Below are 24,235 nucleotides of genomic sequence, written 5' to 3' on the forward strand. Positions count from 1 at the left end.
GTTCCAGGCCAACCACGTCAAACGCATATCTGAGCTCAGGTCCACGACTCTGGCTTGGAACCAGGGGTACAGTGCGTGGCAAACCATTTGGGCATGATTCGCATAGTCTCACGTATGTACGAGGATATTTTGCTCCCGTTCGATGGGCACGATGGCGCAGCGGAGGCACTGCACCACGCTGCCGAGATTGCACACTGGACCGACGCCACGATTCACGTCCTGTTTGTCGCGGATACGGCACGCGAGAGTGTCACCGTCGTCGAGACGCGAGTCGTCGACGCACTCGTCAAGGAAGGGGAAAACATCGTGGAAGAAGCAGAAAAGACACTGGAAACACTCGGTGTCGAGTACGATACCGATGTCGTTCAAGGGAATCCAGCAACGACAATCGTCGAGTACGCCGAGCAATACGACCACGACGTTATCGTAATGCCGACGCATGGCCGGGAGGGAGTGTCACGGTACCTTCTCGGAAGCGTCACCGAGAAGGTCGTCCGGTTGGCTTCTGTTCCCGTGCTTACAACGCGGATGCAGCAAGACGAGGAGCTAACCTTCCCCTACGAGAACATCCTCCTTCCGACAGACGGAAGCGCCAGCGTGTCCCGTGCTGCCGAACACAGCCTCTCACTAGCATCGACTCTGGACGCAACTGTCCATGTCCTCTCTGTCGTAGACGACACGTCGTTGGGTCTGGACGTTCGCTCGGCTAGTTCGGCACAGAAGCAGGAACAGGTTGCAACCGATGCCGTCGACGATTTTGTCTCTGAGGCAGAGACACACGGCGTGTCGAACACTGTCCGACACGTCAAACACGGCTCCCCTAACGAAGTGATACTCGACACCATCGACGCGAACGACATCCACGCCGTCGTAATGGGAACAACCGGAAGGCGCGGAAGCGATCGAATCCTGCTTGGGAGCGTCGCTGAAAAGACCGTCCGCTCAGCGCCAGTCCCTGTCATCACAGTGAGACACGACGAGTGATTACACGTCTCTCGATAGGTGCGTCATCTACCAACTTCGGGGCATAGCCCGCTTCCAGATGGTCCCGTCCTGTACCGAAGGGTCGGGGAATTGCTTTCGGTCCGACGAACTGTTCCAGGCGCCACTCTTGACCGCATCGGATGTATCTTGAAGCCCCACCCCAATAGACTAGCTAAGACAGTATGCGGACAGACACGTCAGATGAGGAGACAGACGAAGAGGTACTGAGTGCTGCCGCGCTGGAAAGCCAACTTGAGCAGGTCACAGAGGAGGCAGTCGAAACGCTCGCACAGAAAGAAGCGGAGATTGAACGGCTGCAAGCGGAACTTACCGCAGAGCGCGAGCAACGAATTGAATGCCAGGAGCAGTTCGAAGCGGTCGAAAGCGATGTCGAAGAACTGCGAGAGAACTACGTCCCTATCCACGCCGTCGAGACGGTGCTTGCGAAACAAGGCGTTTCCAAAGACACCGTCGACGATGTCATCGAAGCCGCTCGCGCCATCGAGGACAACGCCGAAGCAAACGTCAGCGAGTGACCGCTCTCCCGTCGGCGAATCTGAAACGAGGTGCCATAGCGAGGGGCGACCCAATTGATTAGTCCCTTCGGGAAAGGAGAGAAGGGACTCGACAGCCCGGGGACCGGAATCGGCCTGTATCTCGTTCAGACGCTTCTCGACCAGTACGGGGGCGACGTGTGGGTGGCGGACAACGACCCCGAAGGGGCCGTGTTCGTTGTCGAACTGCCGATTGTCGAGTAGGAGTCTGTCGAGATGGTCACCACGAACTTTGCAACGAAGTAGGTTTCTAAGACAGCAGATGCTCCTGATGGAACAGACGACCGCAACCCAGCCCCGCCAAATCAGTCCTGGGTGACTGTCTTGGCCGCTTGCTCTGGCGCAGGCGCAGGCGGCTCGTGGGTCCCGGAGTCGGGATGGGTTTCTTCCATCCAGATGTAGACGATTGCACCGGAGACGAACATCAGGATTGCAGTCATGTAGAACGCCGCTGCGGCGTTCACGAACTCCATTGAGAGCCCAATCAGGATTGCGCCGACAGCATACCCTGAGTCACGCCACATCCGATAGACGCCCATCCCAGCCGACCGCCATGTCGGGTGGGCGGCGTCGCTTGGCACGGTCATCAGGTTCGGGTAGAGCAACGCCATCCCAAGCCCGGAGACAGCGGCGAGGACTGCCCACGCGAGATACCCCTCGACGAGTACCATCCCGAGGACACCGGCTCCTGCGAGGAACATCCCCCAGATGACGGGCGGCCGGCGACCGATACGGTCGGCGAGTCCACCGGTCACAATCTGGAGGAAGTACATCGCGCTGTGGACGCCGACGACGACCCCAACGGCCGCGATGCCGAGGCCCTGGCTCACCAGATACAACGGGACGGCAATCCAGAACAGCGTGTCCACGAAGTTCTCGATGTGGCCGGCCTGAGCCGCAGCGAACAGCGTCCTGTCACCGTAGGTCGCTCGCTTCACCACCTCGTTAAACGGCAGATTCGCGTCGTGATGGTCGTCGTCACCCTCCGTCTGGGCGTACTGAACGGTCTCTTTGATGAGGAAAATCGAGACGAGAAAGGCCAACACGACGACGACAGCGAGGAAGTAGAACGGTTCGGGCCGGAGGCTCCACTGCCCGGCGATAACGCCCGTGATCCATGCCCCGACGGCGACGCCAGTGTACCCGAACGACTCGTCGATGCCGACCGCGAGCCCGCGCTGTTCAGGCCCCGCGAGGTCGATTTTCGCGTTGATTGCCATGCTCCAGGTCAACGCCTGATTGATGCCCAGCAGAACGTTCCCGACCGTAATCCAACCCCAACTAGGGGCGAAGATGAGAATGAGCGGCAAGGGAAGTGCCGTCGCCCACCCGGCGACGAGGACTGGCTTGCGGCCGTATTCTTCACCCCACTTGCCAGCATAGAGGTTGAGAATCGACTTGACAATTCCAAACGAGACGACGAACGAACCGATAACGAGGAACGACGTGACGCCGAGTGCCTCTTCGCCCAGAACGGGGACGACAGTCCGTTCGGACCCGATCGTCAGCCCGGTGGCAAACACCAACAGGACGTGCAGCGAGAACTGCCCGAGGTGTTCGCGGATACCCTGTTTGAGGTTAGTAGCCGTGCTCATGGATTCACTCCGCCGCGCAGTTGGTGGGCAACAGTTCCAGCTCAGCCAGTTCGTCAGCCGGGACAGACGCTTGCTCGTCGTCTGGGAACTCTGAGAGGGCGTCGTTGGCCTGTTCGGGATCTCCAGTCAATTCCTCGTATACATCGACGTTGATACTGTCCGGTATATGCCACTCCGCAAACTCGGCTTCGTTTTGACTATCGAGAACAAGCGGGGCCGCGTCGTCATTTCGTAACTGTTCACTGAGCTCTTCCGGCGATATATCCTGCATCGGTACTCCGGAATAGCAGACAAGTTTGAATATAGCTGCTGCCGGACATGGCCGGCAACATTAATACTAACTAGTCCGACGGTAGTAACATGAGTCTGTACGAGACCTCGATTCGGGTCAAACACGAGTGTCCGTATCGAGAGATTTCGGAGCGGTACCCGGACCTGACAATCCGTGAGTGGCCGCTGAGCGACTGCCAGGTGCTCGAGATTACCGCAGAGACGACACCGACCGACGAGTTGCTCGACGACATCAACCAGATCGGAACCGTCCTGCACGAATCGGAGGACGACAATGGGTATCACGTCGTCACCCAATCCTGTCTCTGTTCACTCGACCAATCAATCATCGACCGCTTCGAGGAACACAACTGCCTGTATCAGTCGCCGACGATCTACCGCCAGGGCTGGGAGCACTACACTGTCGTCGCCTTCGACAGCGAAGACATCCGAGAGTTGCTCGGTGATTTGCGTGCCGACAGAGAGATCGAACTGCTCTCGAAAACCTCGATATCGGAGACGCAGATTCCCCACAGCATGCTGGCCCCGGCAAACCAGCTGTTCGAGGACATTACTGACCGCCAGCTCGCAGCACTCCAGTTGGCACTGGAACGTGGGTACTACGAACAACCGCGGAAAACCTCGCTTCGGGACCTGGCCGAGCAGACGGCAGTCGCTCGCTCGACGTACGAAGAACACCTCCGGAAGGCAGAGAACAAACTCCTCACGAACGCGGGGCAGTTCCTACGGCTGGTTACCGCGACGTCGACGGCAGACCCGCTGGAAGTAGACAAGACAGGACAGACCGAACAGCCTGCCGACTAACCCATCGGCAGGGCACCAGACGAGTACTTACACACCTAGCGCAAGTTCAAGTTACTATGGGCGACGTCGAGAGTTTCATTCGATTCTGCGAAAGCGAGTTCGGAACGGCAGTCATGGACCGCGAGGCCGCCTATCTAAAGCAACACGTCGGAGCCACCGACCGGATTCTGGACGTTGGATGCGGCATCGGCTCGCTCGAAGAACGCATGCCCCACCGCGAGATAATCGGGCTTGACCGCTCGGCAGCGATGGTTCAGGCGGCACGAGAGCGGGTTTCCGCACCGTTCGTACTCGGCGACGCGACTGCACTCCCCATCGCAGACGGCGCCGTCGATGCCGTCGTGTTCGTCTCGACGCTCGAATTCATCCCCTACGTTGACGCAGTACTATCCGAGGCAACTCGCGTCCTCGCGTCCGATGGGACCCTGGTTACACTCGTCTTGAACACGCGCTCCGAGTACGTGCAAGCGAACCTCCAGCGTGACGGTTCGTACTTCCAGCAGATGGTCCACCAGGATTCCGAAGAACTGGAAGACACAATCCTGGAATCTGTTGCTGGAAATCAGGAGTTTTTCCTCGGTATCTCGGATGAGGAAGTGTTCGAGACTGCCGACCCGACGGCCGCTGCCATCTCAGCGATAGTCGGGACCCCGAACGAGTGACCGGAATACCCCACTAGATTTCGGAAATACACACCTTTCGAGTGCTGGAACACCGGTGCCGCTGTTCAGTCCTCTTGGATGACCATGATTTTCACCCGACGGACCCCGTCGAAGTCACGGAGTCGGTACGTCAGCGTCCGCACGCGTTCGACCGGCCCACGGCAGAACAGCGACTCCAGACACCACTCGCCCTGGTGAGTGTGACTCGTGTTGAGAATGACGTCCTGGTAATCGTGTTGCACGCTATGGAGCTCGCGGATGACCTCGTGGTGCCGGTAGTCAAATCCGACGAGCGCCACGATCTCGCCGGTCGTTTCTTCGAGACGCGAATGGGATTCGATGTACTCCTGCATCGCTTCTCTGACGGCCCTGGACCGGTTTTCCAGATCTTCCTGTTGCCAGACTCGGTCGAATTCTTCGACCACATCGTCAGGGATGTTGAAGCTCGTTCGCATTGCTGGAACAGTGGTCCTGCCCGCACAAGATACCTCTCGTATGATGATGCCCCCGATTCGGTATTAACAACCCCTATGCCGATTTGCGCGCCGAGTATTGAATAGAATGTTTCACTCTGAGGCCTTCGGACTCCTTCTCGGGGCTGTGGCGCTCGGGGCAGTCCACGGGATTGAACCAGGCCACGGCTGGCCAGTCGCGGCCTCCTACGCCCTCGACCAGGCGAACAAGTGGGTCTACGGCTTCGCCGCGAGTCTCATCCTCGGTATCGGGCACCTCATCAGCAGTCTCGCCATGGTGTTCGTGTTTTTCTACGCGAAGAGCTATTTCAATCTCACGCAGGTCAACGAACCAATCAACTTGGTCGGAGACATCTTCCTCGGTGGCCCCGTCAGTGTCGCCGCCGGTCTCTTGCTCATCGTGCTCGGCATTCGAGAGTATCACCACGGCCACTCCCACAGTGAGTCTGACGAAGACCACTCCCAAGAGGGACATTCCCACGACCACACACACGACGGGGACCACTCACACAAGCACGACCAAGTCCACGATGGTGCACACTCTCAGAGCACGGACGACGCTGGGTTCTTGGCCCGATTAAAGCGGCGTCTACCATTCGGAGGCGGACACGGTCATTCACACGAACAACTCGACGAGGCGGCGAATCGGGATTTGTTCGGCATCGCTTGGTTTGCCTTCCTTCTCGGGTTCGCCCACGAGGAAGAGTTCGAAATTATCGCCCTGTGTGCCGGGTCAGCGTACTGTCTGGAACTCATGCTCGCCTACGCGATTACCGTTATCGTCGGCATCGTCGGGCTGACGATGCTGTTGATTGCCGGATACGAACACAACGAGGACCGTGTCAAGAAGTACACTCCCTATCTCCCGGTGTTCTCGGCGGGTGTCCTTATCATCATGGGAGTAGGATTCGTCACTGGCCTCTTCTGACCAAACTTAGCTTTCTGCCCTGAATATCAAATTGACGCCGATACCCGCCTGCCGACCCCACACTCTGGTTGCCAAAGTGCTATCAGTCGGCCTCGGCCGGACTTGCGCGAGATAGACGTCATCGTTGAAGAGTGCCAACAACGATAGGGAGCAAACAGTCGTGGTCCACCGTGATGGGTCTGCGTCGGTTCTACACTGATTCCACAGTGAACAATAAAGTGGTGCCGTGTCACATTACCAGCGGTGCCAGCAAACGACCCCTCCCCATTCTCATATACTTGATTGGGCTACGAAATCCGTGCTCAGCGAGACAGTCCTCGACGTTTGCTGGGAACTCGTAATTGCCGAGAATGTCAGCAATAGTGACATCCTCCGCGCCGTGAACGGCGCGGCTTCCCGGCATGGGAATACCAGTTAAGTTTCGCTGTTGCTGGCAGAGGGTTCCGACCCGTGGAAAGTCGAGAGGGTCATCTGCGAGGATTCCTCGCTCGTCTCTCGGTGGGTCGTGGCGCTGTCACAGGCGCTCCCATCCCGTGAGATGTCATCGCCCGCCGGTTTCAGCGGCAGGCTCTCACCCCACGGGTCGTGGCGGTCAGCGATGTTGACCGCCGCGTTGATGTCTGCGTGATACTCCGATACCCAACACTCGTCGTTCGTACACCGGAACTCGTCACCGTTGCGGTAGCCGACGTGTTGGCAGGCCTGGCAGGTCTGGCTGGTGTACTCCGGCCAGACGTACTCGACAGGAATACCGGCGGCTCTGGCTTTGTCTTCGATGCGTCCCTGCAACCGAGCGAACGCCCATGCGTGGAGGCGTCGGTTCATCCACTCGCCGTAATCGAGGTCTTCGCGGATGTACGAGAGGTCTTCCAGAACGACAACAGGCTTCTCGAATCGACAGGCGTACTCGATGGCACGTCGAGACGCCTTCTCGATGATGTCAGTGAGTGCGTTCTGGTAGTGGTCGAATCGCTCGTCTATCCGCCACTGCGCGGCGTCTTGCTCTTGCAGGCGGGTGAGTGTCGTGAACATCTCTTTGCGAAGGTGGCGGGCACGCCCGCCGTTGACGAGGAGCGGGTTGCTTGGAGAACCATTCTCGCAGGCACAGCCCGCGAGCAGGTGAGCTTCACCGATGTCGAAGCCGACTGGCGTCACGTCATCGTCAGTACTGTCGTAGTCGGGTTCTTGCACCTCGTAGTCGACGGTGACGTGCAGTTCCCAGCTCGTGCGGTAACGCTGGAGTCGGAACTCTCCCACTTCGGCACTCTCATCGAGGAGGTCATGCCACAGATCGGCTTGGGCGGGATTGATCCGCACCGGAAACCAGAGGTGGTAGTCCTCGTGGTGTGGGAGTTTCACGTACCATTCGATAGCGTTCTCTGGTTGGTGGTCAAGACTGAATCCTCGTTCGGTAAATCGGACTGGATGGTCGTCTGCAAGTTCGTCGGCATCATCAACCAGTCCGGGGACGTAGTTTTTCAGCGCGTCTTTGGCATAGCTGGACAGGTCGTAGGGAGTCACGACCTCGTTGACTGCATTTTTCGTCCCACAGCCAGCGTCAAAAGCGTCGTGTAGTGCTTCTCGGTAGCCCGAGAGTGTTTCCTGAAGCTTTCGCTCTTTGTGGGCTGTCGGGGGCGCAAGTGTGGCTTGGAGTGTCTTAGTTGCTGTTGCCATCGGCTTCGAGACCTTTTTCGATGAGTTCCCGGTAGGCGCGAGGGTGGCGAACGCCGTTCTCCCGCGCATACGCTTTGACGCGCTCGTGAAGTTCGCTTCCGCGTTCGATATCTACGTCAACCTTCACAGAGATAGTTATGTTTTTAGTAAAGTAAAAAGTTATGTTTCTGGTATTCAGGACTGGCTAGACAGTGTGGTTGATTCCCTGACAGACGCGCTTCCTCCCCGCCCTGTTCGTTCTTCGGTTCCAACAGGTGTCGGAACACTTGTCACTCACGGAAAGGGCGGGGTTTCCGCGCTGTATCAAGATGAAGCAGTCGGTGAAACCTTTTGCAACGAATATGTCGTCGACACCCTCGTGGTCCTGCACCTCGGCTAGTAATTGCTCTACCTCTGTCTCTCGGTCGGTCAGTGACTGGTCTTCTGTTATCCTGCCGAAACTGCGTTGCCGCGAACATCACCGCTGAGGCGTGCTCAGGCTTGTGTGATTTTGACGTGCCACTCGTCTGAGGCCGGATTCGCGGTTTCGTGTTCGAACCCACGTTCGTCGATGACAGCGTACAGTGGCTCAGGTTCGAAGCTATTGATCAGGAGGAGCGCTTCATCAGCGGACAAGTCTTCGAGAGCAGTCATGATTTCTCCAAACGGTTCACCGTCGATTTCCCGCGCATCTACCGTTTTGTCAGCCTCACCGAACGGTTTTGCAGACATACCTGACCACTAGTTCGAGTCACGACTATACTTTTGCCCGATGACGTTCGCCTGACGCGGACACCGTTCGTGCGACAAACTCGTCGGACTACCAGGCCAACCTCCAACACCGGGAAAGCGCGAGCATCTCACGTTGGTTTCTCGTATGCCTGAGTGGCTACCTCATTCATTGACAGGAGGGTCACCTGGTGCAGTCGGTTCCGTACGCGGGTCGAGTGACCCCAAGAGAATTCGACTGAGAGGATGCGGGCTGTGGGCATGAATCACGAGTAGCATGTTGGCTCCAAAAACGAGGATACCGAGTCCGACGAGTGCGCCACCGATGGCCTGCATTGTCGGTGAGAATCGGAACCAGTCTGTGGCAACAAGGAGAAGCGTTCCGCTTCCGAGTAACGTTCCGTCCGCTGCCGCGAGTCTGCCATCGTAGAGATCATCGATCATCGGGACTGGCTCGTAGCCGAGGAGGTCGCTGTATCGGTGCACCCAGATAATGAAGGGTATGATGTGGTAGAGCGTCCCAAAGACAACAAAGCCGACGGCTCCCAAGACAAAGAGATGGACGGTCCCTGGTGCGCCGAATAAGTTCGCTGGTGCGGTCGGATTCTGGATCCAGGCTGGCAGCGTGAGAAGCGCCCAGGCAGTGAGTGACGGGACGACGACAGTATAGCGCGTGTGCATCGGCGTCCACTCGACTTGCATTTCGTAGAGCTTCCGTGCAAGTATCACACTAAAGGCAAGCGCCGCCCCAACGACCAGAACACCACCGACTTGCGCGAGAAGGACTGCATCAAGCAGCCGACCGACTGCCAGGAGGACGACTCCAACTGGATGACCGATTTCCTCGACCCGACGCAGATACTCGTCAAAACCGTGGAGTTCGGTCTGGGTAAACATCGTCCCTAACTGATAGAGCGCGCCATAGACGGTTGTCAGCACGGCACCGAAGATCGCGACCGTAGCGTGCATCGCGACCACGGCGGTCCGGCTTAGGGACAACTCAGGGAATATGGGACTAGTAAATCCCGTCGCGAGCAGAAAGCCCAGCAGTGTGAGGACGAGAAAAAAGCCGAGTGACAGCAAAAAGTGACGCTCGGTCACATCGTAGGAGTCGAACGTCGCCATCGTCCGCCCGATATTGTAAACGAAAGTCCAGAAGCCAGCCAACATGAGTCCGCCAAAGGGAATCAGCCAGACCAGCGAGTTCAGGAGTAACCCGGTGACAAATCCGAGCAATCCGACGACGACAAGCGTCAACTGGAGACTGGCGAGGCGGCGTGAGTGTAGCGTTGTACCTGACCAGACAGGGACGAACTGAGTCATCGCGCCCATGATGGTGATGCATATCCAGCCTGCTAACAGTAGATGAACGTGTGCGAGCGTCGCGAAACCGGTTACACTGTCCAGGGCTATACCGAGGCCAAAGAGAACGCCAGCCAGCAGAAAGCCAAGAGCTACCACGAAGTGGCGCAACGGGACTGTCATCGGCGGTTGCTGGTCTGCCTCAATATCTCCCAGAATCGCGGCCATGCATTCTACTAGACTATTCAACTCCCTACATGTATCTCCGAATATATTCATGACAGTGGAATATACTGTTGAGTAGCATCTGGTCAACTGTCACAAGACAACTCGTCTGAGACTCGATTGTCCAGCTAACGCCGGTAATTAGTGTGGTGTACCACTTGGACTGAACGTCATCTCGTTCTCGTACTCAGAACGGCGCGTCCGGCCCAGGCCCGCGGCTTTCTGATCCAGATTCAGTGCCACACCCTGTGCGTCGGGACGGCCCATCACTACCCCCATCGGAGACGTGGGTTACGCTATCACTCTCTTGATACTGTTTCTCAAGTTCTTCGAGCTTTGCGTTGATTTCGCTTGCGCGGTGGTGCATTCGGTCGACACGGACTCGTATGAGGTCGTAGCTGTGTCTCTCGCTAAGGTCGTTCCAGGCCCGAAACGAGCCCTTTGTGAGCGTGTCACTCTGTGGGCAAAACTCCGTCGTGGGTGTGAATTCTGCCCGCAGTACCGTTGGGTCATCTGCCTGTTCTGCATAGCGGTACCCTGCTCCAGCGTGTCGCGTATCGAGATTCAACCGGGCGAGGTTGTACCCGAAGGTCATGTCGTAGACTCCCCGGTCATCGAATATCTCTTTGGTTACCTCGTGGAATTCGATATGCGCATCGTCTGCCAGTACGTTCTGCCCCGACAGGAACCAGCCCGGTTCAGGGTTGTATTCGGGGTCGAATTCGTCGTACTCGCCAAAGAGGTCCCCGCGGTCGCTGGAACCACCGCCGATGGATGGAAAGCCCGGCATACCTGAACACAAAAGCTCGATACGCACCAGGGTGGTGCCTAATATGTTCCCGCGGCCATCTGTCCCCAAGATTGCCCTCCCCAATCTGGTAATGCAGTCTCCGTCGATGTCAGCCTGTCAGAGAAACAGCCACAGGCGATTTACTACGATGCAATCCGAACGACGAATGTTGGGAGTAGAGACTGTTTCAGCAAGTGGTGCAAGAGACAGACAATCTTGGTAACGACAGCGAGGCTCGGAGCTCCAACGACCCTTCCGAGAGGCCCTCGCCCCGTTCACGAAAACTATCCTTGAATCTCGATACGATGGCTACTATGCACCGAGGTTTGCAATCGGATTTTGCGCGTCAGGCCGTCGCGTCGTAGCCCGCATCCTCCACAACAGTAACAAGTGCGTCTGGGTCGGCATCACCGTCGACGGTCGCCTGTTCGGCCTCTCTGTCGGCCTCGGCGTCCCTGACACCGGCGACTCCCTCCAGTGCCTCCTCGACGGTCTGTTCGCAGTGCTCGCAGGACATTCCCTCTACGGTGATTGTCTCTGTCATACGGGTAGAGATACGTACTCCTGTTCTTTGTCGGTTTCCGCTCAAAAACCAAAGTGCAGGGTCAAAAGGCTCTTTGAAATCCAAGGTGGAGGCGTAGCCAATTGCACCGGGACGACAGTCAGTCGACGTCCGTCGACCGGTAGAAAATCAGAACGCCGAGAGCGAGCAAGACAGACGCGTAGGCGACGGCGCCGCCGATATCCCACGCGTCGGCGCCCGACGTGAACGCCGCGTCGAAGAGTGCGTTCGTCGCGTAGTGACTCGGCAGGAGCGTCGTCCACTCGGGTGACTCCGTCGCGAGCGGATTCTGAAACATCAGGACGTCTACCATCGGCGCGAACAGCATCACGTAGACGCCGCCGAGTCGACCGAGGACGAGACCGACGATGACGCCGAGGATGCCGTAGGTGAGGCCGACGAGTAGCGTCGCCGCGACGAACGGGCCGAGCGACTCGGGGGTGAACGCGAGCACGGCGACCAGCACGGACGCCGCCGTCACGACGACGGTCCCGAGTCCGAGCGTTCCGACCCGCGAGACCACAAGTTCGGTCGCACCGTAGCCGGCGAGACGGAGTCTGTCGTCGGCCGCCTGTGACGTTCGGATGAGGAACAGTCCGACGATGCCCGAGAGGATGGCGACGGTCACGGGCGTCATAAACGCCGCAGCGAAATCGGTCATGTGGATCGTGACCCTTGTTCCGTCGATGGTAGCCGGAACCTCGCGGTCGGGGACCAACACGACGAACGCACCGATGATGTACGCCGGCAAGAACGCAAGCAGCGCCACCAGCACGGGCGTCCGGCGGAACTCTCGGATACCCATCGTCATGGCAGTCGAGACACGCCGGTACATCAGGCGTCACCTCCGGATTCGATTTGGTAGGTGTAGGCACCGACGGCCAAGAGTGCAAACAGCGAGAGGTGTCCCGTGGCCGGGAGCAGGTGCTCGGTGGCCAGCGTCCCGTCGACGACGGCCTCAGTCACGATGGCGTGGGGGTGCGCGAGTGGCGATAACTGCGTGATGCTCTCCTCGATGCCGAACAGGCCACTCGCGAAGACGTTGTCCACGTCAGCCAGGATGACGAGCACGAGCGACCCCTCCAGTTCCCGCGAGAGGACGCTCCCGACGACGATGCCCAGCAGGCCGTAGATGGCACCGGCCAGCGCGAGGCCGGAGAACGCGGCGATGGGTGCACCGACCGATTCGTCGACGAGGACTGCGAGCGACACCGTGGCGACGACGCCCACGACGGCGCTCGCGACGGCAACCGTCGTGAACCGTGCCGCGACGAGTTCGACGCCCCTGAACCCACAGGTCGCGAGTCGGTGGTCGGCACGCCGGGCACTTATCATCTGGAAGAGGCCGAGGACGCCCGCGAGCGCACCCGTCGCGAAGACGGCGCCAGTAATCCGGCCCGTCGTCTCCAGTGACGCCGTCGTCTGGAAGAAGCCTATCTCGGGGAACTGGCCCATGCTGACGCCGTAAATCTGGATCGACAGTGCCGGGAGGACGAGTAGCAAGACCACGGTGAACGGCTCCCGGACGAACGAGCGCGTGCTCGCCCGGATACCGGCCACAGTCCGGTGAACGCCGCTCATGCTCAGCCCTCCTGACCGGCCGTCGTCCGCTGTCCGCTCCCGGCGTCGGTCCCGTCGACGAACGAGGCGGTCCGTTCACAGGCGACGCCCTCGGCCGTTGGCTCCGGGTCCATACCGTCTCCGTCTCCGATTTCCTGTCTGTGGAGGTGGCCGTCGTGGAGTTCGTAGACCACGTCGAAGCGGTCGCGTTCGTTGATGATGTGGGAGATGATGGCGACGCCGACGCCGCGTGCCCGGAGTTCCTCGGTCAGGTCCCAGAACGCCAGGAACGTCTCCCAGTCGAATCCCGTATAGGGCTCGTCGAGCAAGAGCAGGTCGGGCTGGTGCATCAACGCGACCGAGAGGTTCACCTTCTGCCGGTTGCCGCCGCTGAGGTTGCGGACCTGCCGGTCCCGAAAGCGCTCGAAGTCCAGCACGTCGGTTAGCCATTCTCTGGCCTCGACGATCTCCTCGTCAGTCATCCCATAGGCCGTCCCGAACAGGTCGAAGGTTTCGTCGACGGTCAACCGGTCGTACAGCCGTGGCTCCTGGGGACACCAGCCGATAGTACCTGCTCGGTCGACCACACCGGCGTCGTGGTCCAGCACACCTGCGAGAATCCCCATGAGCGTGGACTTGCCGCTCCCGTTCTCGCCCATGATCCCGACGACCTGCCCGCGCTCGACGTGCAGCGTCGCGCCGTCGAGAACCTCGACGGAACGGGTGAAGGGAAGCGGAGAGTCGTATGTCTTCTCGACGCCTCGCGCACTGACCACGGCGTCCTGTGGGGTGTTTCCACTGTCTAAACCATCGGTCCCGCGTTCGCGTGCTTCGGTCATCACACTCGTATAGACGGGCACATGGTCTAATGCGATTTCTCTTCAAAAACCTCAGCGAGAGAGGGATGAAAATTTGGCATTAAAGGAGAGAGACCACTCCGATGTTCGACCAGATGAAGCTGCTACCGTATTGTGGACTCGTCGACAGGCCGGTCTAGACACCGGTCACTGTTCAATACAGCGGCGGTCAGGTTTCTACCGGTGGGTTGCAGTAGTTCAGTACTGCAAACACTCAACTTTGGATTCTAGTCCTCAATCCTCCCGAAACATTGGTATAGAAGCGAGAATCGCATTAAAGTAGGCTTCCATATCTTCATACAGGAATCGCTGTCGGGCAAACAAGAAAAACTATGAACAGTGAACGTCGACTTCATCGATTCTACCAGACAGACCTGATTTTGCTGGCCACACTGGGCACGCAGGTAGTCGAGACGCTTCGAATCGGCGTCGGTGAGTTGCTCGTTGTGTGGGGCTTCCTGGCGGGCCTGTCTTTGGCAGTAGCCACAGTCGCACGGTTCGTGCTTAGGGATGTGGATGATCTTGCGCTGCCAATCCAACCAAGAGGTAAAATAGTCGTTGACTACTCTTCGACAGTAACTGTTCCGACCATATCCGATGCGGCGTGTGGAACGCAGACGTAGGTGTACTCACCGGCTGTTTCAAAGGTGTGCTCGAAGGTTTCGCCTTCGTCAACAACCGCGAATGCGTTGCCTCCTTGCTCCATTGTGCCAAAGCCAGTGGCGCCGCTGGGTATCGAGATCTGGTCGTTCATTTCCGGCCATGCAGAGACGTTATGCGAGGAGCTGTCAAACTCCCATGTTACGGTTTCACCAACGCTCACTGTGATATCTCGTGGTTCGAACACGAGGTTGCCATTCGGGCCCACTGACACAGTGTTGTCTCCGCTTCCGTCACTACCGCCGTTTTCACTATCTCCTGAACTACACCCTGCAAGCGCTACACCTGCGGTTGTTCCGATAGCTGCCAAGACTTTCCGCCGCCGAACGACTGGTGTCTCATTTGTGTCGACCATTGCTGTATGTGAGATACTTACGACAAATACAACAGGCCGTTCCCGAACATATTCGCTTTTGTAGCTTTGATTATCTCTGCGGGTGGCGAAAATCTGTATAGCCAACCGCCTCTCAAACGGTTCGGTTCTCTGAGTGCAAAGAAGTCGGTGACAGTTACTCGTATATCGGGCCTTCGTGGCTCGAGCCGTCGAAGTCAGGGTCGAATATCTCTTCGTCTTCTGGGCCAGTCACGTCGATCTCAGCGAGGAGGCCTTTGCGGGCAACCCGGCTGAGCGCATGGTCGACTAGCTTGATACGACTGGGAACTGGCGTCTCCATCTGGCCCACGAAACAACTCCCCGGCGCTACTTTCATCGTCTGAGCGTGCTCATCGGGCACGCTGGCGAGTGTGCCATTCGGCCATGCCTTCGACCAGACGTTCCCGATGGGGTGGAAGTTCGAGGTCACGTTAGGGCCGCCATCAACCATGAATACGCGGATAGTCTCGTCAACTTCTGCTTCCAGCGGGCCGTATCGCGCTGCTGCGTACGCGTATTTCTCGCCATTGAGGAGGACGTAGGTCGGCTCCTCTGCGGTCATCGACTCAAAATCAAAGGCGTGGTGACCCTCTTTACCATTTTCCTTGTCCGTGTAGAGTTCGTGTTGGCCGAGGTAGAACTCACGATCCACCTCTGGGAGCCCCTCCTCAGGTTCGACGAGGATCATCCCGAACATCCCCGCGGAGATGTGGTAATCGAGATTCGGTACTGCGCAGTGGTAGATGAAGGCCCCGGGATACCGTGCTTGGAACTTCAGTTTGTTCTCTTCGCCGGGATTGACAGTCGTCGCATCGGAACCCCCACCAGTTCCGTACGCAGCGTGGAAGTCAACGTTGTGGGGCATGTTGTTGTCTTCTGCATTGCGTAGCGTGAGTTCAACCGTGTCCCCCTGTCGAACCCGGACCATCGGTCCCGGTACTTGCCCGTCGAAGGTCATGTAATCGAACGTGACGCCAGGTTCGACTTCGGCGGTGACCTCTTCGACAGTAAGCTCTATTTCGTGAGTCGTCGGTTCGTCTCGGTCAATTGGGCCTGGGAGGACAGTCGGGTCGGCTGCAACTTGGTCGGCATCAATCTGTGGCTGTGATTGCTGACCGTTCGTTTTAGCCTGTCCATTGCCTGCCGTCGGTGCATCTGCTGCACAACCTGCGATGGATGCCGCACCGCCAAGGCCGAGCGTCTGGAGGACGCGTCGGCGTGAAGTTTCGAACATTATCGTTTCACCCTACACACATATCTAATCGTGGCATGCACATGAACCCCACACGGCGTTCTCTCGAATTGGGAGGTCATGCGAATTTATTCGGTCGATTATATATCCAGAGATGTCGGGAAACGGTTGCTACACGCGTTTCCAGCTCCCAGACTCACTCAATACCGATGATTGTACCTTCAGTTTCGCTCGAAGGCGACGAATAAGACGGTCTGCTTGTTGAACTTGTGTCTAAAACGAAGAACGGCAAGCAGATATACTCTTATTGAGATCGATGTCCTCGACGGCGATAGCGACGTTAGTTGGCGCTGGACCGCTTCAAAACCAACCATCGGTCTCTTATCTCCCGATTCACCACCGCTGTAATCGTTCACTCGTAGGTGTAGTCGGTGAACTCGCGCTGGACGTATTCTCCGTAACTCTGGTCTTGCTCGTCCCCCGCTATGTGGGAATCAAGCCAGTCGCGGGCAAACTGTAGGACATCCATCGTGATGTATTCGCCATCCTCGTGGCGCTCTCGAAGTTGACTCACCCGCGAGGCGAACTCTGCATGGACCTCCTTGTGGTCGTTGAAACACCCGTTGCACTCGTCGGCGTAGCCACAGTCTTGCATCATACCCTCTTCGTCGGTGAAGTGATACTCGGTATATTCGTCGAGGTCCTGCAACACAGTTCCGACCTCTTCGTCCGCCCGTCCTTCTTCCATCGCCGCGTGAAGATCGTTGAGTAACTCGAACAGTCGCATGTGTTGGTCATCGACTGTCTGGATGCCGGTACTGTGGCGCTCTTCGTCCCACTCAATCAGGGGCATACACAACTATCAGGAAGACGTAGTTTAATATCCTCGCCTCCAATTTTCAATGTCTGAAAGTATATACCGCACATATTCCCTCAGCCCACTTTATCGGCACTCTCAACGGGAGTGATTGATTCGACTTCAGAGAGGTCCAAAGCACAGCCCCATATTGACGAAACCATTGGCATAGCTGTCAGTTAGGGAGTGATTTCTTCGCTATTGTTGAATGCGAGTCTGTGTGTTTTCAGTTCTGAATCGAAGAAAGCGGTGTTGGTAACTTTCCGTCAGTCTCATCGAGTCGCTATAGTAGTATCATGCGTTTGTTGGGTCGAAGTCGTTCTGCTGGAGTCCCTGACGGACCGGTTCGTGTTCAGCGTCAGTGGGTGGCGGCGCAGTAACGAGGAGCGCTTCGAGACGTGTATCACCGTCAGCCTTGACACCTCGATTACTGTCGGCTTTGACGACGACCACGTCGCCGGGTTCAACGTGGTGCTCTTCGTCACCGTCCCGGACCAGGCCGGTTCCTGATTGGACATGAATCGCGACGTCGCTCCCGGGCGCGTGGACTGGAATAAACTGTCCGGGTTCAAAATACCCGCAGACGACTTTCATCCGTTCACTTCGGGATACTTCCACCGCCGAGAACTGGTTGTCGTCGTAAGCGCGCTCATCGTTGAAACTCGTCGCGGTCATCTGACCACCCGAGTGTAATTGAGACTCGTCCCGTGAGCAGTACCACGTAGGTCTGTTATCATACAGTCATCCGGTCGCGTCCCAGCCTCAATACAGTTCACCCGAACGTGTCTGCTCTTTATTTGATTTGCTTCAGCATGAATATCTTCGGTCGAACAGTCTTGTGGTCGAAGATCGGAGATAAGAGTATGGAACAAGCCAGCAAGTATCTCTCACAGACCGATGCGCCGGAAGATCGGCCTCACGAGATCATCGATGCTAGTGAGTTGCCACCGCCCCAGCCACTACGCAACACGTTAGAACTTCTCTTAGAGATGGAGGAGACCGCTATTTTAATCCAAATAAATGATCGACGACCGCAGCATCTGTATCCGAAATTAGAAGAGCGGGGGTACGAGTATGAGACCCTCGAATCCGGGGAGGATGTAGTCACTGCAATCTGGAAACCCTAGCAGCCACCATCACATACCAGTGGCCTATCGGTGCAGTCGTTTCCAGTTCTACGGGACTTTCTCGAGATTACGTTCCAGACAGCTACTTCGCGGCTGGGTCACGTCCAACCAATCGAACCCAGACGACGAGTAGGCTCGGGAGTACGAATACGCTGGCGAGGAACGCAAAGACGATCGTCAGTGCGGTGATAAGGCCGAACGATTGAAGGAACGGTAGGATCGCGACGAGCAACACGACGAATCCGCTGGCAGTCGTCGCCGCACTCGACAGCAACGCCCCTCCGGTCCCAGTTACAGTCTCGTGTAACGCAGCTGCAACCGTCTCAGCGTCAGTGAGCTCCTGATTGAACCGCTCGCTGATGTGGAGGCTGTAGTCAACGCCGAGCCCGATAGTGAGCCCGGTAATCATCCCAGTGACGATGTTGAACGGAATGTCCAGCAGCGACATCGTTCCGAGTACCCACGTCAGAGTGAATGCAACAGGAACAATCGTGACGACGCCAAGTGATGCGCTCCCTTCGGTGAGCCGGTAGGCCGCCGCGAGGACGATAAATACCGACAGCAGCGCAACGACGAGACTCAGGAGCGCCGTCTCCGCGAGCTGATCGGCCGTGATCTGGTTGACGATGACGTCCCCGGTCGCGATGACGGAAACGCCCTCCCCGTCGGCGTCATCGGCAACCCACCCCATCTGGTCGCGGACGACATCGTCGTCGACGCCATTGTCGATGGTCACGACCATCCGGACAGCCCGATACTCGCCGTCCTCTTTGTGGATGACTTCAGCGGCGTCACCGGGTGCCACCCGGAAGAGTTCGTCGTAGACCGCGGTTACGTTCTCGTCAGGGATGCCGTCACCGTCTGTGTCGGCAGCCGATAACGTCCGGTTGAACGGCTCGTTGTCCGCGGCGACGCGGTCCATTACCGTGGTCGGGTCGGTCACGGCGGGCTTTCCGTCGGCGTATGTTTCCGTCGCCGACATGTCGCTGGCGTTCGTACGTGCGGCATCGAGCTGGTCGAGTGTCACAGGGTTAGTCACGTCGCCCCTGACGAGTATCGTGGCCGTGGTGTCTTGCCTGACGAAGTCCCGGTCGAGCGTGTCGATCGCTGTCTCCGCCGTGTACGTCCCTGGCGCGATTGGATCGGGGAGGTCCTTCAACCAATCGTCGGGATCCTCAGCGAGGAAGTCCGACCGTTCGAAGCTGGCGTCGATATCTGTCGCCCCGTACGCACCCGTCGCGCTGACGAGGAGCGCGACGGCGATGACGACGTAGGGGGCCTTCGTCGCGAGTGTTGCACCCGTATCCAGGAGGCGATTGACCGAGCCGCCCCCGGTTCCGACGGCAGGTTTCACCCGGTCGATTCCTCGGCCTTCGAATAGCTCGTCGAGTTCGACTTTCAGCGCCGGAACGAGGAGTCCGAAAACGAGTAGCGTAGCCACGATTCCGATAGCGCTGACAACGCCGAGTTCGCGGAAGACTCCGAGCGGGCTCGTGAGATTCGAGAGGAATCCGATGACTGTCGTCGTGGTAACGTAGACGAGTGCGATCCCAACACTCTCAAGTGCGACAGCCATTGCGCGGCTGGGTGGCGTTTCGCTGGACTCGCGGGCCTCGCGATAGCGCATCACCACGTGGAGGCCGTAGTCGATGGAGAGACCGATCAGCAGGACGAGGACGACAATAAACGGCTGGCTGAACGCGATGTCGAACCATCCCATCGCACCGAACGTCCACACGAGAACCAGCGCGATTCCGAGGAGACCGAGCAGGATGTCGAGCAGGTCTCGGTAGATGACCACGAGTACGAGCAAGACGAACACGATCGCCAGCGGACCGACCAGCAGGACGCTGTCGATCATCGAGTCCATAATCTCTGTCGACACGATCCCGTCACCGTAGACCAAGACGGACAGTGAGTCGTCGTCCGGCGCCATGTCCGTCATCGTAGCCTGTGCGTCTTCGATCTCTTCGGGTGCGTCACCGGGTGCGAACGACCCGCCTGTGGACTCCTGGGTCACGACGAGGAGTGTCGCGTTTGTCTCAGTAGTTCCCGGTTCGTAGTAGTCGGGCATGAAGGCGAGTGCTCGTGCCGACCGGTCGGAATCTCCGGCGAGTACGTCCGCGACGAGGGTCTCGACTTCCGAACCGTTCAGCGACCGGAGTTTCTTGCTCTGTGTCCCGAGTGTGGGGTCGAGGTTCGCCAACTCGCGTCTGCCCTCGGCAAGACTTACGTACTCGTCCGCGAGAATCTGCTTCGTGACGTTCTCCGTACGGTCTCTCGTCGTGTTTTGCGCGCTTGCCGTGGCGGTTCTGTTGGACGTTTCGTCTCCGTCAGTTGATTCCCACCCCTCCTCGACGGCGGCTTCGAACAGCGTGTAGTCCGCCTCCGTGAGGTTCACTGCTGTGTTGGCGTCGACAGCCTCGAACGCGGGACAGACGCTGGCGTTCGGGTTGCTTTCGAGCGTCTCGAGAGTCTCTATCAGGCTCGCCTCCGTCCTGGCCAATTCACGTTCGCGAGTCTGGAGTTCAGCGGCCCGCTGATTGCGGACCGCTGCGGTCGCAACGAGGTTCGCGACACTTCGGGTAGAGTCGTTCTCGATGAGCGTCTCGTTGACTGTGTCGTTGGTCTGGAGCGCTCGCTGGTAGTCGAGCATGGAAACAAGCGTCTCCTTATCCAGGACGTTGTCGTCTTGGACGATGACCTGTGCGGACGTCGTGTCCGTCGTCCCACTAGAGAAATTTGCGGCGACGTAATCGAGCGCGTCGGCTTCGTCGGCGTCGGTCTGGAACTGGTCGAGCGATGTCGAGCGATCGATCATCGGTACTCCAGCGGCGACGACCGCAGACGCAATGACCATAATCGCGATAACGAGCCGGGCATTGTCCGTGATCCTCTCACTCATGTCGAACATTACTGACTACTCACCACCGGTTTCGAAGACATAGACGAGGCACGAGCCACAGCAATTGCTACGTCACACTTGACGCGAGACAGCGTTCCGTCAACAAAAGTCCGGACGACGGGAAGTTGAGAGTCCGGTCCTATTCCCACATATTCGTAGAGTATCGACATTATGTGTCTGTATACTCTTCGGCCGGTTAGTGACCAGTACGACTTTTCGAGGGAGTGGCTAATATATTCGCAACTGCCGCTATTATTAGCGAACTGTTAGGGTGACCTGCCACCGATGCCACACGCGAAACTCACTATCGACATCCCGGAACGTACATGGATCGGAGACATCTCGGCCGATCATCCAGAGGTATTGTTTCAGGTCGTTGCGAGTATCCCTGGCGAAGGAACCGGTATCGGACTCGTCCGACTCGTGTCAACTGACCCGCTACCTATCATTACCGACATTCAGACCCGCGACGACGTCGAGGACCTCGAGTTGCTCTGGAAACACGACGACGAAGCGCTCCTCCAGATACAGACAGCGAATCCCCTCCCGCTTCTCCCCGTCTGGCGGGCTGGCGTGCCGCTCAAGATGCCGTTCGACATCCAAGACGGGGAGGCCACATGGGAGGTGACGACATCGACGCGTCGCCTCTCGAGCCTCCGCGATCACCTCGACGATCTGGGATTCAGATTTTCTATCGAGTACGTTCGTGAGATCGGTGCGAGCCAGGCTGACCAATTGTTGACCAACCGCCAGCAAGAAGTGCTGATGGCCGCCGTCGAAGCCGGTTACTACCTCGCACCACGGGAATCGACGTTGGGTGATGTCGCGGAGACGCTCGGCGTCGCGAATGCAACGTGTAGCGACGTGCTCCATCGTGCCGAGGGCCACATCATCCACTGGTTCGTCGAAGAGCACATGAACGCGTAATTTGTCCGGGGTACGCGTCGGCGGATGCGCACCACGCTATGATATTTGCTGTCGTGTTACGGAACTCTACACGGATCGTTGGGCTAGGGATTTGTCACGGACGATCGACGCTGGCGGTTATTCCTCTAGGACGTCCTCCGACGTGAGTTGTTCCTGAAAGCGGGCAGTGGGAACGGAGTCAAGACTTTCGTCTTTGAGTCTGCGGTTTTCCTGTTCGACTCGGACGCTGAGAAGTCGCTGAATTCCCAGCATCCGGAACGACATCGTACGGAACTCATCGCGTTCGGTTATCTCTGAACTCGGTTCGCTATCGGGCTGGTCTTAAATACCACTCACTGAGTTACGAACTCATTGTAGTTCTGAGCGGGATAGCAAGCGGTTTCAAGTCGTCACATTAGTCGCCATATCGACCGTTTGAGACGCTTCTCGAATTCATAGCTGTCTCGTCACACGGTACTGCTGCCCAAACAACGTATTAGCGAACTAGTGGTTGGTAGAAATTGAGATCCCGAAAACGTGCAGCGCCCAACAGTGATTTCCATATAGCGGCATACAGTTTACGTACTATTGGATCGTTTGCCCTGGCCAGAAGTTATACTCAATTTATATATTCTACCCAACCATATAGCCGCGTTAGAGTATTGCATAGATGTTTTCGTCGTAAACGTCACGAACTCGAGTACCCCAGTCGTGCGTGTACGTATCGATAACATCCTTGGCAACGTCACCCCGGAGGTACTTCACGATACCACGGTCGCCGGTCCGATCCCGGAGGTGAGTCGTGAAAAAGTGCCGAAAGTAATGTGGCGTGACGTTTTCCTCGGGGCCGCCACCAACACGATACCAGCCTGCATCACGGGCGTGGGTCTCGACGAGATGATGGACCATATCGGGCGTGAGACGTCTGCCCCAGCGGTCCGACGTCGATACAAAGAGTGGATTAGCCGACGCTACGGAGTCTGGACGGATTGCTAACCACTGTTTCAGGAGATATGCCAACTCTTCGTCGACAGGTATCGTCGTCGGGCGTTTCCGCTTGTTCGATGCAGTCCGCTCTTGCCCGTTGTACTGTTCGCCCTGAGACGGGTCAGCGTCGACGTAGACGGCATCACCACGTCCGTCAAGGTTTGCGCGGTGGTCCAGAGCGACAGGTGCACCAGCCAACTTGAGGTCGCGCAAGTCGAGATTGCAGAGCTCACCGGCTCGCATCCCGGTTTTCAAAAGAGTCCCAATGACGGCTCTATCCAGCGGATGTGCGACCGTCGCGAAAAAGTCCCGCATCTCGACGATGGAGATGTCGCGCCTGGCAGGGTCCGTATTGATCGATTCGTCGATTTCTTCAAGGACTAACCCCATCGGGTTTTCGTCGAATCGGCCGACCTGGACCATGTAATCGTAGAATCTGTGGAGATAGGAGGCATACGTGGCGACCGTACTGCTCGCCACCGACCCACGGAGTCTGTGGACGTAGGCCATGCAGTCCCTGTGATTTGCATCGTCGAACGTGAGCCCCCTTGAATCGAGATAGCTCTCGAAATCGGTGAGGACGCGCTGATACGCCTCGCGTGTTCTCGGTTTCTTACCTTGGTAGGTAATATCTTCGAGAAAATACTCGATAGCATCCTGTGTCGCTTGTCGTTCCTCAGGCTCGCTACTCATGAGTCGAGTGTATACCCGCCGTGGCGGCCGCTGTATCGCACGCGGTCGTCGGCTTGGAGTTCCTGGAGTGTCTCTTCGAGTTGAGATTCGATGTCGTCGGTGACGGTCGCTAGCAATTCGTCCCACGACCGATAATCATCCGCCGATAGCGCGCCAACGACCGCCTCACGCAGTGATTCGGGTGTTTGTGTGTTTTCGTCAGCCCCCGAAGTTGGCTCTTGAGGTGGGGCTGGCGGTGTCGGCTCCGCATCAGGTTTGGTCGCACCCTCGAATCCACGTCGGCCGGCCTGGACCATGGTCTTGACAAACTCACTCCGACTCATGCCCAATTCGTCTGCGTGTGTGTCCCACTCGTCGCGCTGATACTCGGGAAGGTACGTCTGAACGACGACCTTCGACGTATCCTCGGAATCAGCTGCCATTATCGGACAGTCGGACCCCACCCACATCAATCTAATCCTGTATTCACAGCTAAAGGCCCTTATTTGTAGCTATGATAGTGAAATTTGGGGCTGTTAGCCGCAGAGTACAATCTCGGAGTATTAGATACACATCTAAAATCTGTAT

General features: G+C 57.6%; 27 protein-coding genes and 1 pseudogene. 8 read left to right on the top strand and 20 right to left on the bottom strand.

The window, feature by feature from the left end; all coding sequences use genetic code 11:
- Positions 1 to 114 precede the first annotated feature (114 nt).
- The 3 genes and pseudogenes from QYL91_RS12030 to QYL91_RS12040 all read left to right on the top strand — a co-directional run.
- On the top strand, positions 115 to 984 hold the full coding sequence (locus QYL91_RS12030) for a universal stress protein (RefSeq protein ID WP_302080742.1): 870 nt from the start codon (positions 115 to 117) through the stop codon (positions 982 to 984).
- 182 nt (positions 985 to 1,166) lie between these two features.
- Entirely contained in the window at positions 1,167 to 1,520 is a 354-nt protein-coding gene (locus tag QYL91_RS12035) for a hypothetical protein (protein WP_302080743.1), read from the top strand.
- 66 nt (positions 1,521 to 1,586) lie between these two features.
- Positions 1,587 to 1,742 (top strand): annotated as a pseudogene (locus QYL91_RS12040) (ATP-binding protein); the annotation flags it as partial.
- Between the two features lie 101 nt (positions 1,743 to 1,843).
- On the opposite strand, the gene QYL91_RS12045 reads toward QYL91_RS12040, so the two are convergent.
- Complete coding sequence (locus QYL91_RS12045) at positions 1,844 to 3,133, bottom strand: MFS transporter (RefSeq protein ID WP_302080745.1); 1,290 nt, start codon at positions 3,131 to 3,133, stop codon at positions 1,844 to 1,846.
- Positions 3,134 to 3,137: 4 nt separating this feature from the next.
- Positions 3,138 to 3,404 (bottom strand): rhodanese-like domain-containing protein, encoded by a 267-nt coding sequence (locus tag QYL91_RS12050; protein WP_302080746.1) that lies wholly within the window; start codon positions 3,402 to 3,404, stop codon positions 3,138 to 3,140.
- Positions 3,405 to 3,493: 89 nt separating this feature from the next.
- Here QYL91_RS12050 and QYL91_RS12055 point away from each other — a divergent pair, with 89 nt between their 5' ends.
- Positions 3,494 to 4,228 (top strand): helix-turn-helix domain-containing protein, encoded by a 735-nt coding sequence (locus tag QYL91_RS12055; RefSeq protein ID WP_302080747.1) that lies wholly within the window; start codon positions 3,494 to 3,496, stop codon positions 4,226 to 4,228.
- Between the two features lie 56 nt (positions 4,229 to 4,284).
- Positions 4,285 to 4,890, top strand: coding sequence for a class I SAM-dependent methyltransferase (locus QYL91_RS12060; protein WP_302080748.1), 606 nt, complete (start codon positions 4,285 to 4,287; stop codon positions 4,888 to 4,890).
- A 65-nt stretch (positions 4,891 to 4,955) separates the two neighbouring features.
- On the opposite strand, the gene QYL91_RS12065 is transcribed toward QYL91_RS12060, so the two are convergent.
- The gene (locus QYL91_RS12065; RefSeq protein ID WP_302080749.1) at positions 4,956 to 5,345 is read right to left on the bottom strand and encodes a CopG family ribbon-helix-helix protein; all 390 of its coding nucleotides are present in this window, start codon (positions 5,343 to 5,345) and stop codon (positions 4,956 to 4,958) included.
- Between the two features lie 106 nt (positions 5,346 to 5,451).
- Between QYL91_RS12065 and QYL91_RS12070 the strand changes: the two genes are divergently transcribed.
- Complete coding sequence (locus QYL91_RS12070; RefSeq protein WP_302080750.1) at positions 5,452 to 6,291, top strand: sulfite exporter TauE/SafE family protein; 840 nt, start codon at positions 5,452 to 5,454, stop codon at positions 6,289 to 6,291.
- Between the two features lie 414 nt (positions 6,292 to 6,705).
- Here the strand turns inward: QYL91_RS12070 and QYL91_RS12075 are convergent, their stop codons facing one another.
- The 13 genes from QYL91_RS12075 to QYL91_RS12135 all read right to left on the bottom strand — a co-directional run bounded on the left by QYL91_RS12075 (position 6,706) and on the right by QYL91_RS12135 (position 17,725).
- Complete coding sequence (locus QYL91_RS12075; protein WP_302080751.1) at positions 6,706 to 7,965, bottom strand: transposase; 1,260 nt, start codon at positions 7,963 to 7,965, stop codon at positions 6,706 to 6,708.
- Positions 7,949 to 8,092 (bottom strand): hypothetical protein, encoded by a 144-nt coding sequence (locus QYL91_RS12080; protein WP_302080752.1) that lies wholly within the window; start codon positions 8,090 to 8,092, stop codon positions 7,949 to 7,951. The genes QYL91_RS12075 and QYL91_RS12080 overlap by 17 nt, the downstream gene beginning before the upstream one ends.
- Positions 8,093 to 8,439: 347 nt before the next feature.
- Positions 8,440 to 8,676 (bottom strand): DUF2249 domain-containing protein, encoded by a 237-nt coding sequence (locus tag QYL91_RS12085; RefSeq protein ID WP_302080753.1) that lies wholly within the window; start codon positions 8,674 to 8,676, stop codon positions 8,440 to 8,442.
- Positions 8,677 to 8,838: 162 nt separating this feature from the next.
- Positions 8,839 to 10,203 (bottom strand): heme-copper oxidase family protein, encoded by a 1,365-nt coding sequence (locus QYL91_RS12090; protein WP_302080754.1) that lies wholly within the window; start codon positions 10,201 to 10,203, stop codon positions 8,839 to 8,841.
- A gap of 184 nt (positions 10,204 to 10,387) precedes the next feature.
- Complete coding sequence (locus QYL91_RS12095) at positions 10,388 to 10,990, bottom strand: DUF7998 family protein (RefSeq protein ID WP_302080755.1); 603 nt, start codon at positions 10,988 to 10,990, stop codon at positions 10,388 to 10,390.
- Positions 10,991 to 11,336: 346 nt separating this feature from the next.
- Entirely contained in the window at positions 11,337 to 11,534 is a 198-nt protein-coding gene (locus QYL91_RS12100; protein ID WP_302080756.1) for a heavy-metal-associated domain-containing protein, read from the bottom strand.
- 118 nt (positions 11,535 to 11,652) lie between these two features.
- Entirely contained in the window at positions 11,653 to 12,387 is a 735-nt protein-coding gene (locus QYL91_RS12105) for a hypothetical protein (protein WP_302080757.1), read from the bottom strand.
- The gene (locus QYL91_RS12110) at positions 12,387 to 13,133 is read right to left on the bottom strand and encodes a hypothetical protein (protein ID WP_302080758.1); all 747 of its coding nucleotides are present in this window, start codon (positions 13,131 to 13,133) and stop codon (positions 12,387 to 12,389) included. Before QYL91_RS12110 ends, QYL91_RS12105 begins: the two co-directional genes overlap by 1 nt.
- 2 nt (positions 13,134 to 13,135) lie before the next feature.
- On the bottom strand, positions 13,136 to 13,951 hold the full coding sequence (locus QYL91_RS12115; protein WP_302080759.1) for an ABC transporter ATP-binding protein: 816 nt from the start codon (positions 13,949 to 13,951) through the stop codon (positions 13,136 to 13,138).
- Between the two features lie 580 nt (positions 13,952 to 14,531).
- Complete coding sequence (locus QYL91_RS12120) at positions 14,532 to 14,984, bottom strand: plastocyanin/azurin family copper-binding protein (RefSeq protein ID WP_302080760.1); 453 nt, start codon at positions 14,982 to 14,984, stop codon at positions 14,532 to 14,534.
- 154 nt (positions 14,985 to 15,138) lie between these two features.
- A complete protein-coding gene (gene nirK, locus QYL91_RS12125; RefSeq protein WP_302080761.1) occupies positions 15,139 to 16,236 on the bottom strand; it encodes a copper-containing nitrite reductase in 1,098 nt (365 codons plus the stop codon).
- A 370-nt stretch (positions 16,237 to 16,606) separates the two neighbouring features.
- Positions 16,607 to 17,047 carry a bacteriohemerythrin gene (locus tag QYL91_RS12130; RefSeq protein ID WP_302080762.1) on the bottom strand — a complete coding sequence of 147 codons (441 nt, stop codon included), beginning with the start codon at positions 17,045 to 17,047 and terminating at the stop codon, positions 16,607 to 16,609.
- A gap of 297 nt (positions 17,048 to 17,344) precedes the next feature.
- Positions 17,345 to 17,725, bottom strand: coding sequence for a cupin domain-containing protein (locus QYL91_RS12135; RefSeq protein WP_302080763.1), 381 nt, complete (start codon positions 17,723 to 17,725; stop codon positions 17,345 to 17,347).
- Positions 17,726 to 17,913: 188 nt separating this feature from the next.
- Here QYL91_RS12135 and QYL91_RS12140 point away from each other — a divergent pair, with 188 nt between their 5' ends.
- On the top strand, positions 17,914 to 18,177 hold the full coding sequence (locus QYL91_RS12140; protein ID WP_302080764.1) for a DUF2249 domain-containing protein: 264 nt from the start codon (positions 17,914 to 17,916) through the stop codon (positions 18,175 to 18,177).
- A gap of 82 nt (positions 18,178 to 18,259) precedes the next feature.
- Here QYL91_RS12140 and QYL91_RS12145 read toward each other — a convergent pair whose 3' ends face one another.
- The gene (locus tag QYL91_RS12145; protein WP_302080765.1) at positions 18,260 to 20,998 is read right to left on the bottom strand and encodes an efflux RND transporter permease subunit; all 2,739 of its coding nucleotides are present in this window, start codon (positions 20,996 to 20,998) and stop codon (positions 18,260 to 18,262) included.
- Between the two features lie 369 nt (positions 20,999 to 21,367).
- Here QYL91_RS12145 and QYL91_RS12150 point away from each other — a divergent pair, with 369 nt between their 5' ends.
- Positions 21,368 to 22,009 (top strand): helix-turn-helix domain-containing protein, encoded by a 642-nt coding sequence (locus QYL91_RS12150; protein ID WP_302080766.1) that lies wholly within the window; start codon positions 21,368 to 21,370, stop codon positions 22,007 to 22,009.
- 117 nt (positions 22,010 to 22,126) lie between these two features.
- On the opposite strand, the gene QYL91_RS12155 is transcribed toward QYL91_RS12150, so the two are convergent.
- From QYL91_RS12155 to QYL91_RS12165, 3 genes are all read right to left on the bottom strand, one after another.
- Positions 22,127 to 22,273: a hypothetical protein gene (locus tag QYL91_RS12155; protein WP_302080767.1), complete on the bottom strand. Its 147-nt coding sequence runs from the start codon at positions 22,271 to 22,273 to the stop codon at positions 22,127 to 22,129.
- A 369-nt stretch (positions 22,274 to 22,642) separates the two neighbouring features.
- Positions 22,643 to 23,668, bottom strand: coding sequence for a tyrosine-type recombinase/integrase (locus QYL91_RS12160; RefSeq protein WP_302080768.1), 1,026 nt, complete (start codon positions 23,666 to 23,668; stop codon positions 22,643 to 22,645).
- Positions 23,665 to 24,090, bottom strand: coding sequence for a DUF5805 domain-containing protein (locus tag QYL91_RS12165; RefSeq protein ID WP_302080769.1), 426 nt, complete (start codon positions 24,088 to 24,090; stop codon positions 23,665 to 23,667). Before QYL91_RS12165 ends, QYL91_RS12160 begins: the two co-directional genes overlap by 4 nt.
- Positions 24,091 to 24,235 lie beyond the last annotated feature (145 nt).

The organism is Salinibaculum rarum, from assembly GCF_030505615.1.
GTDB lineage: Archaea > Halobacteriota > Halobacteria > Halobacteriales > Haloarculaceae > Salinibaculum > Salinibaculum rarum.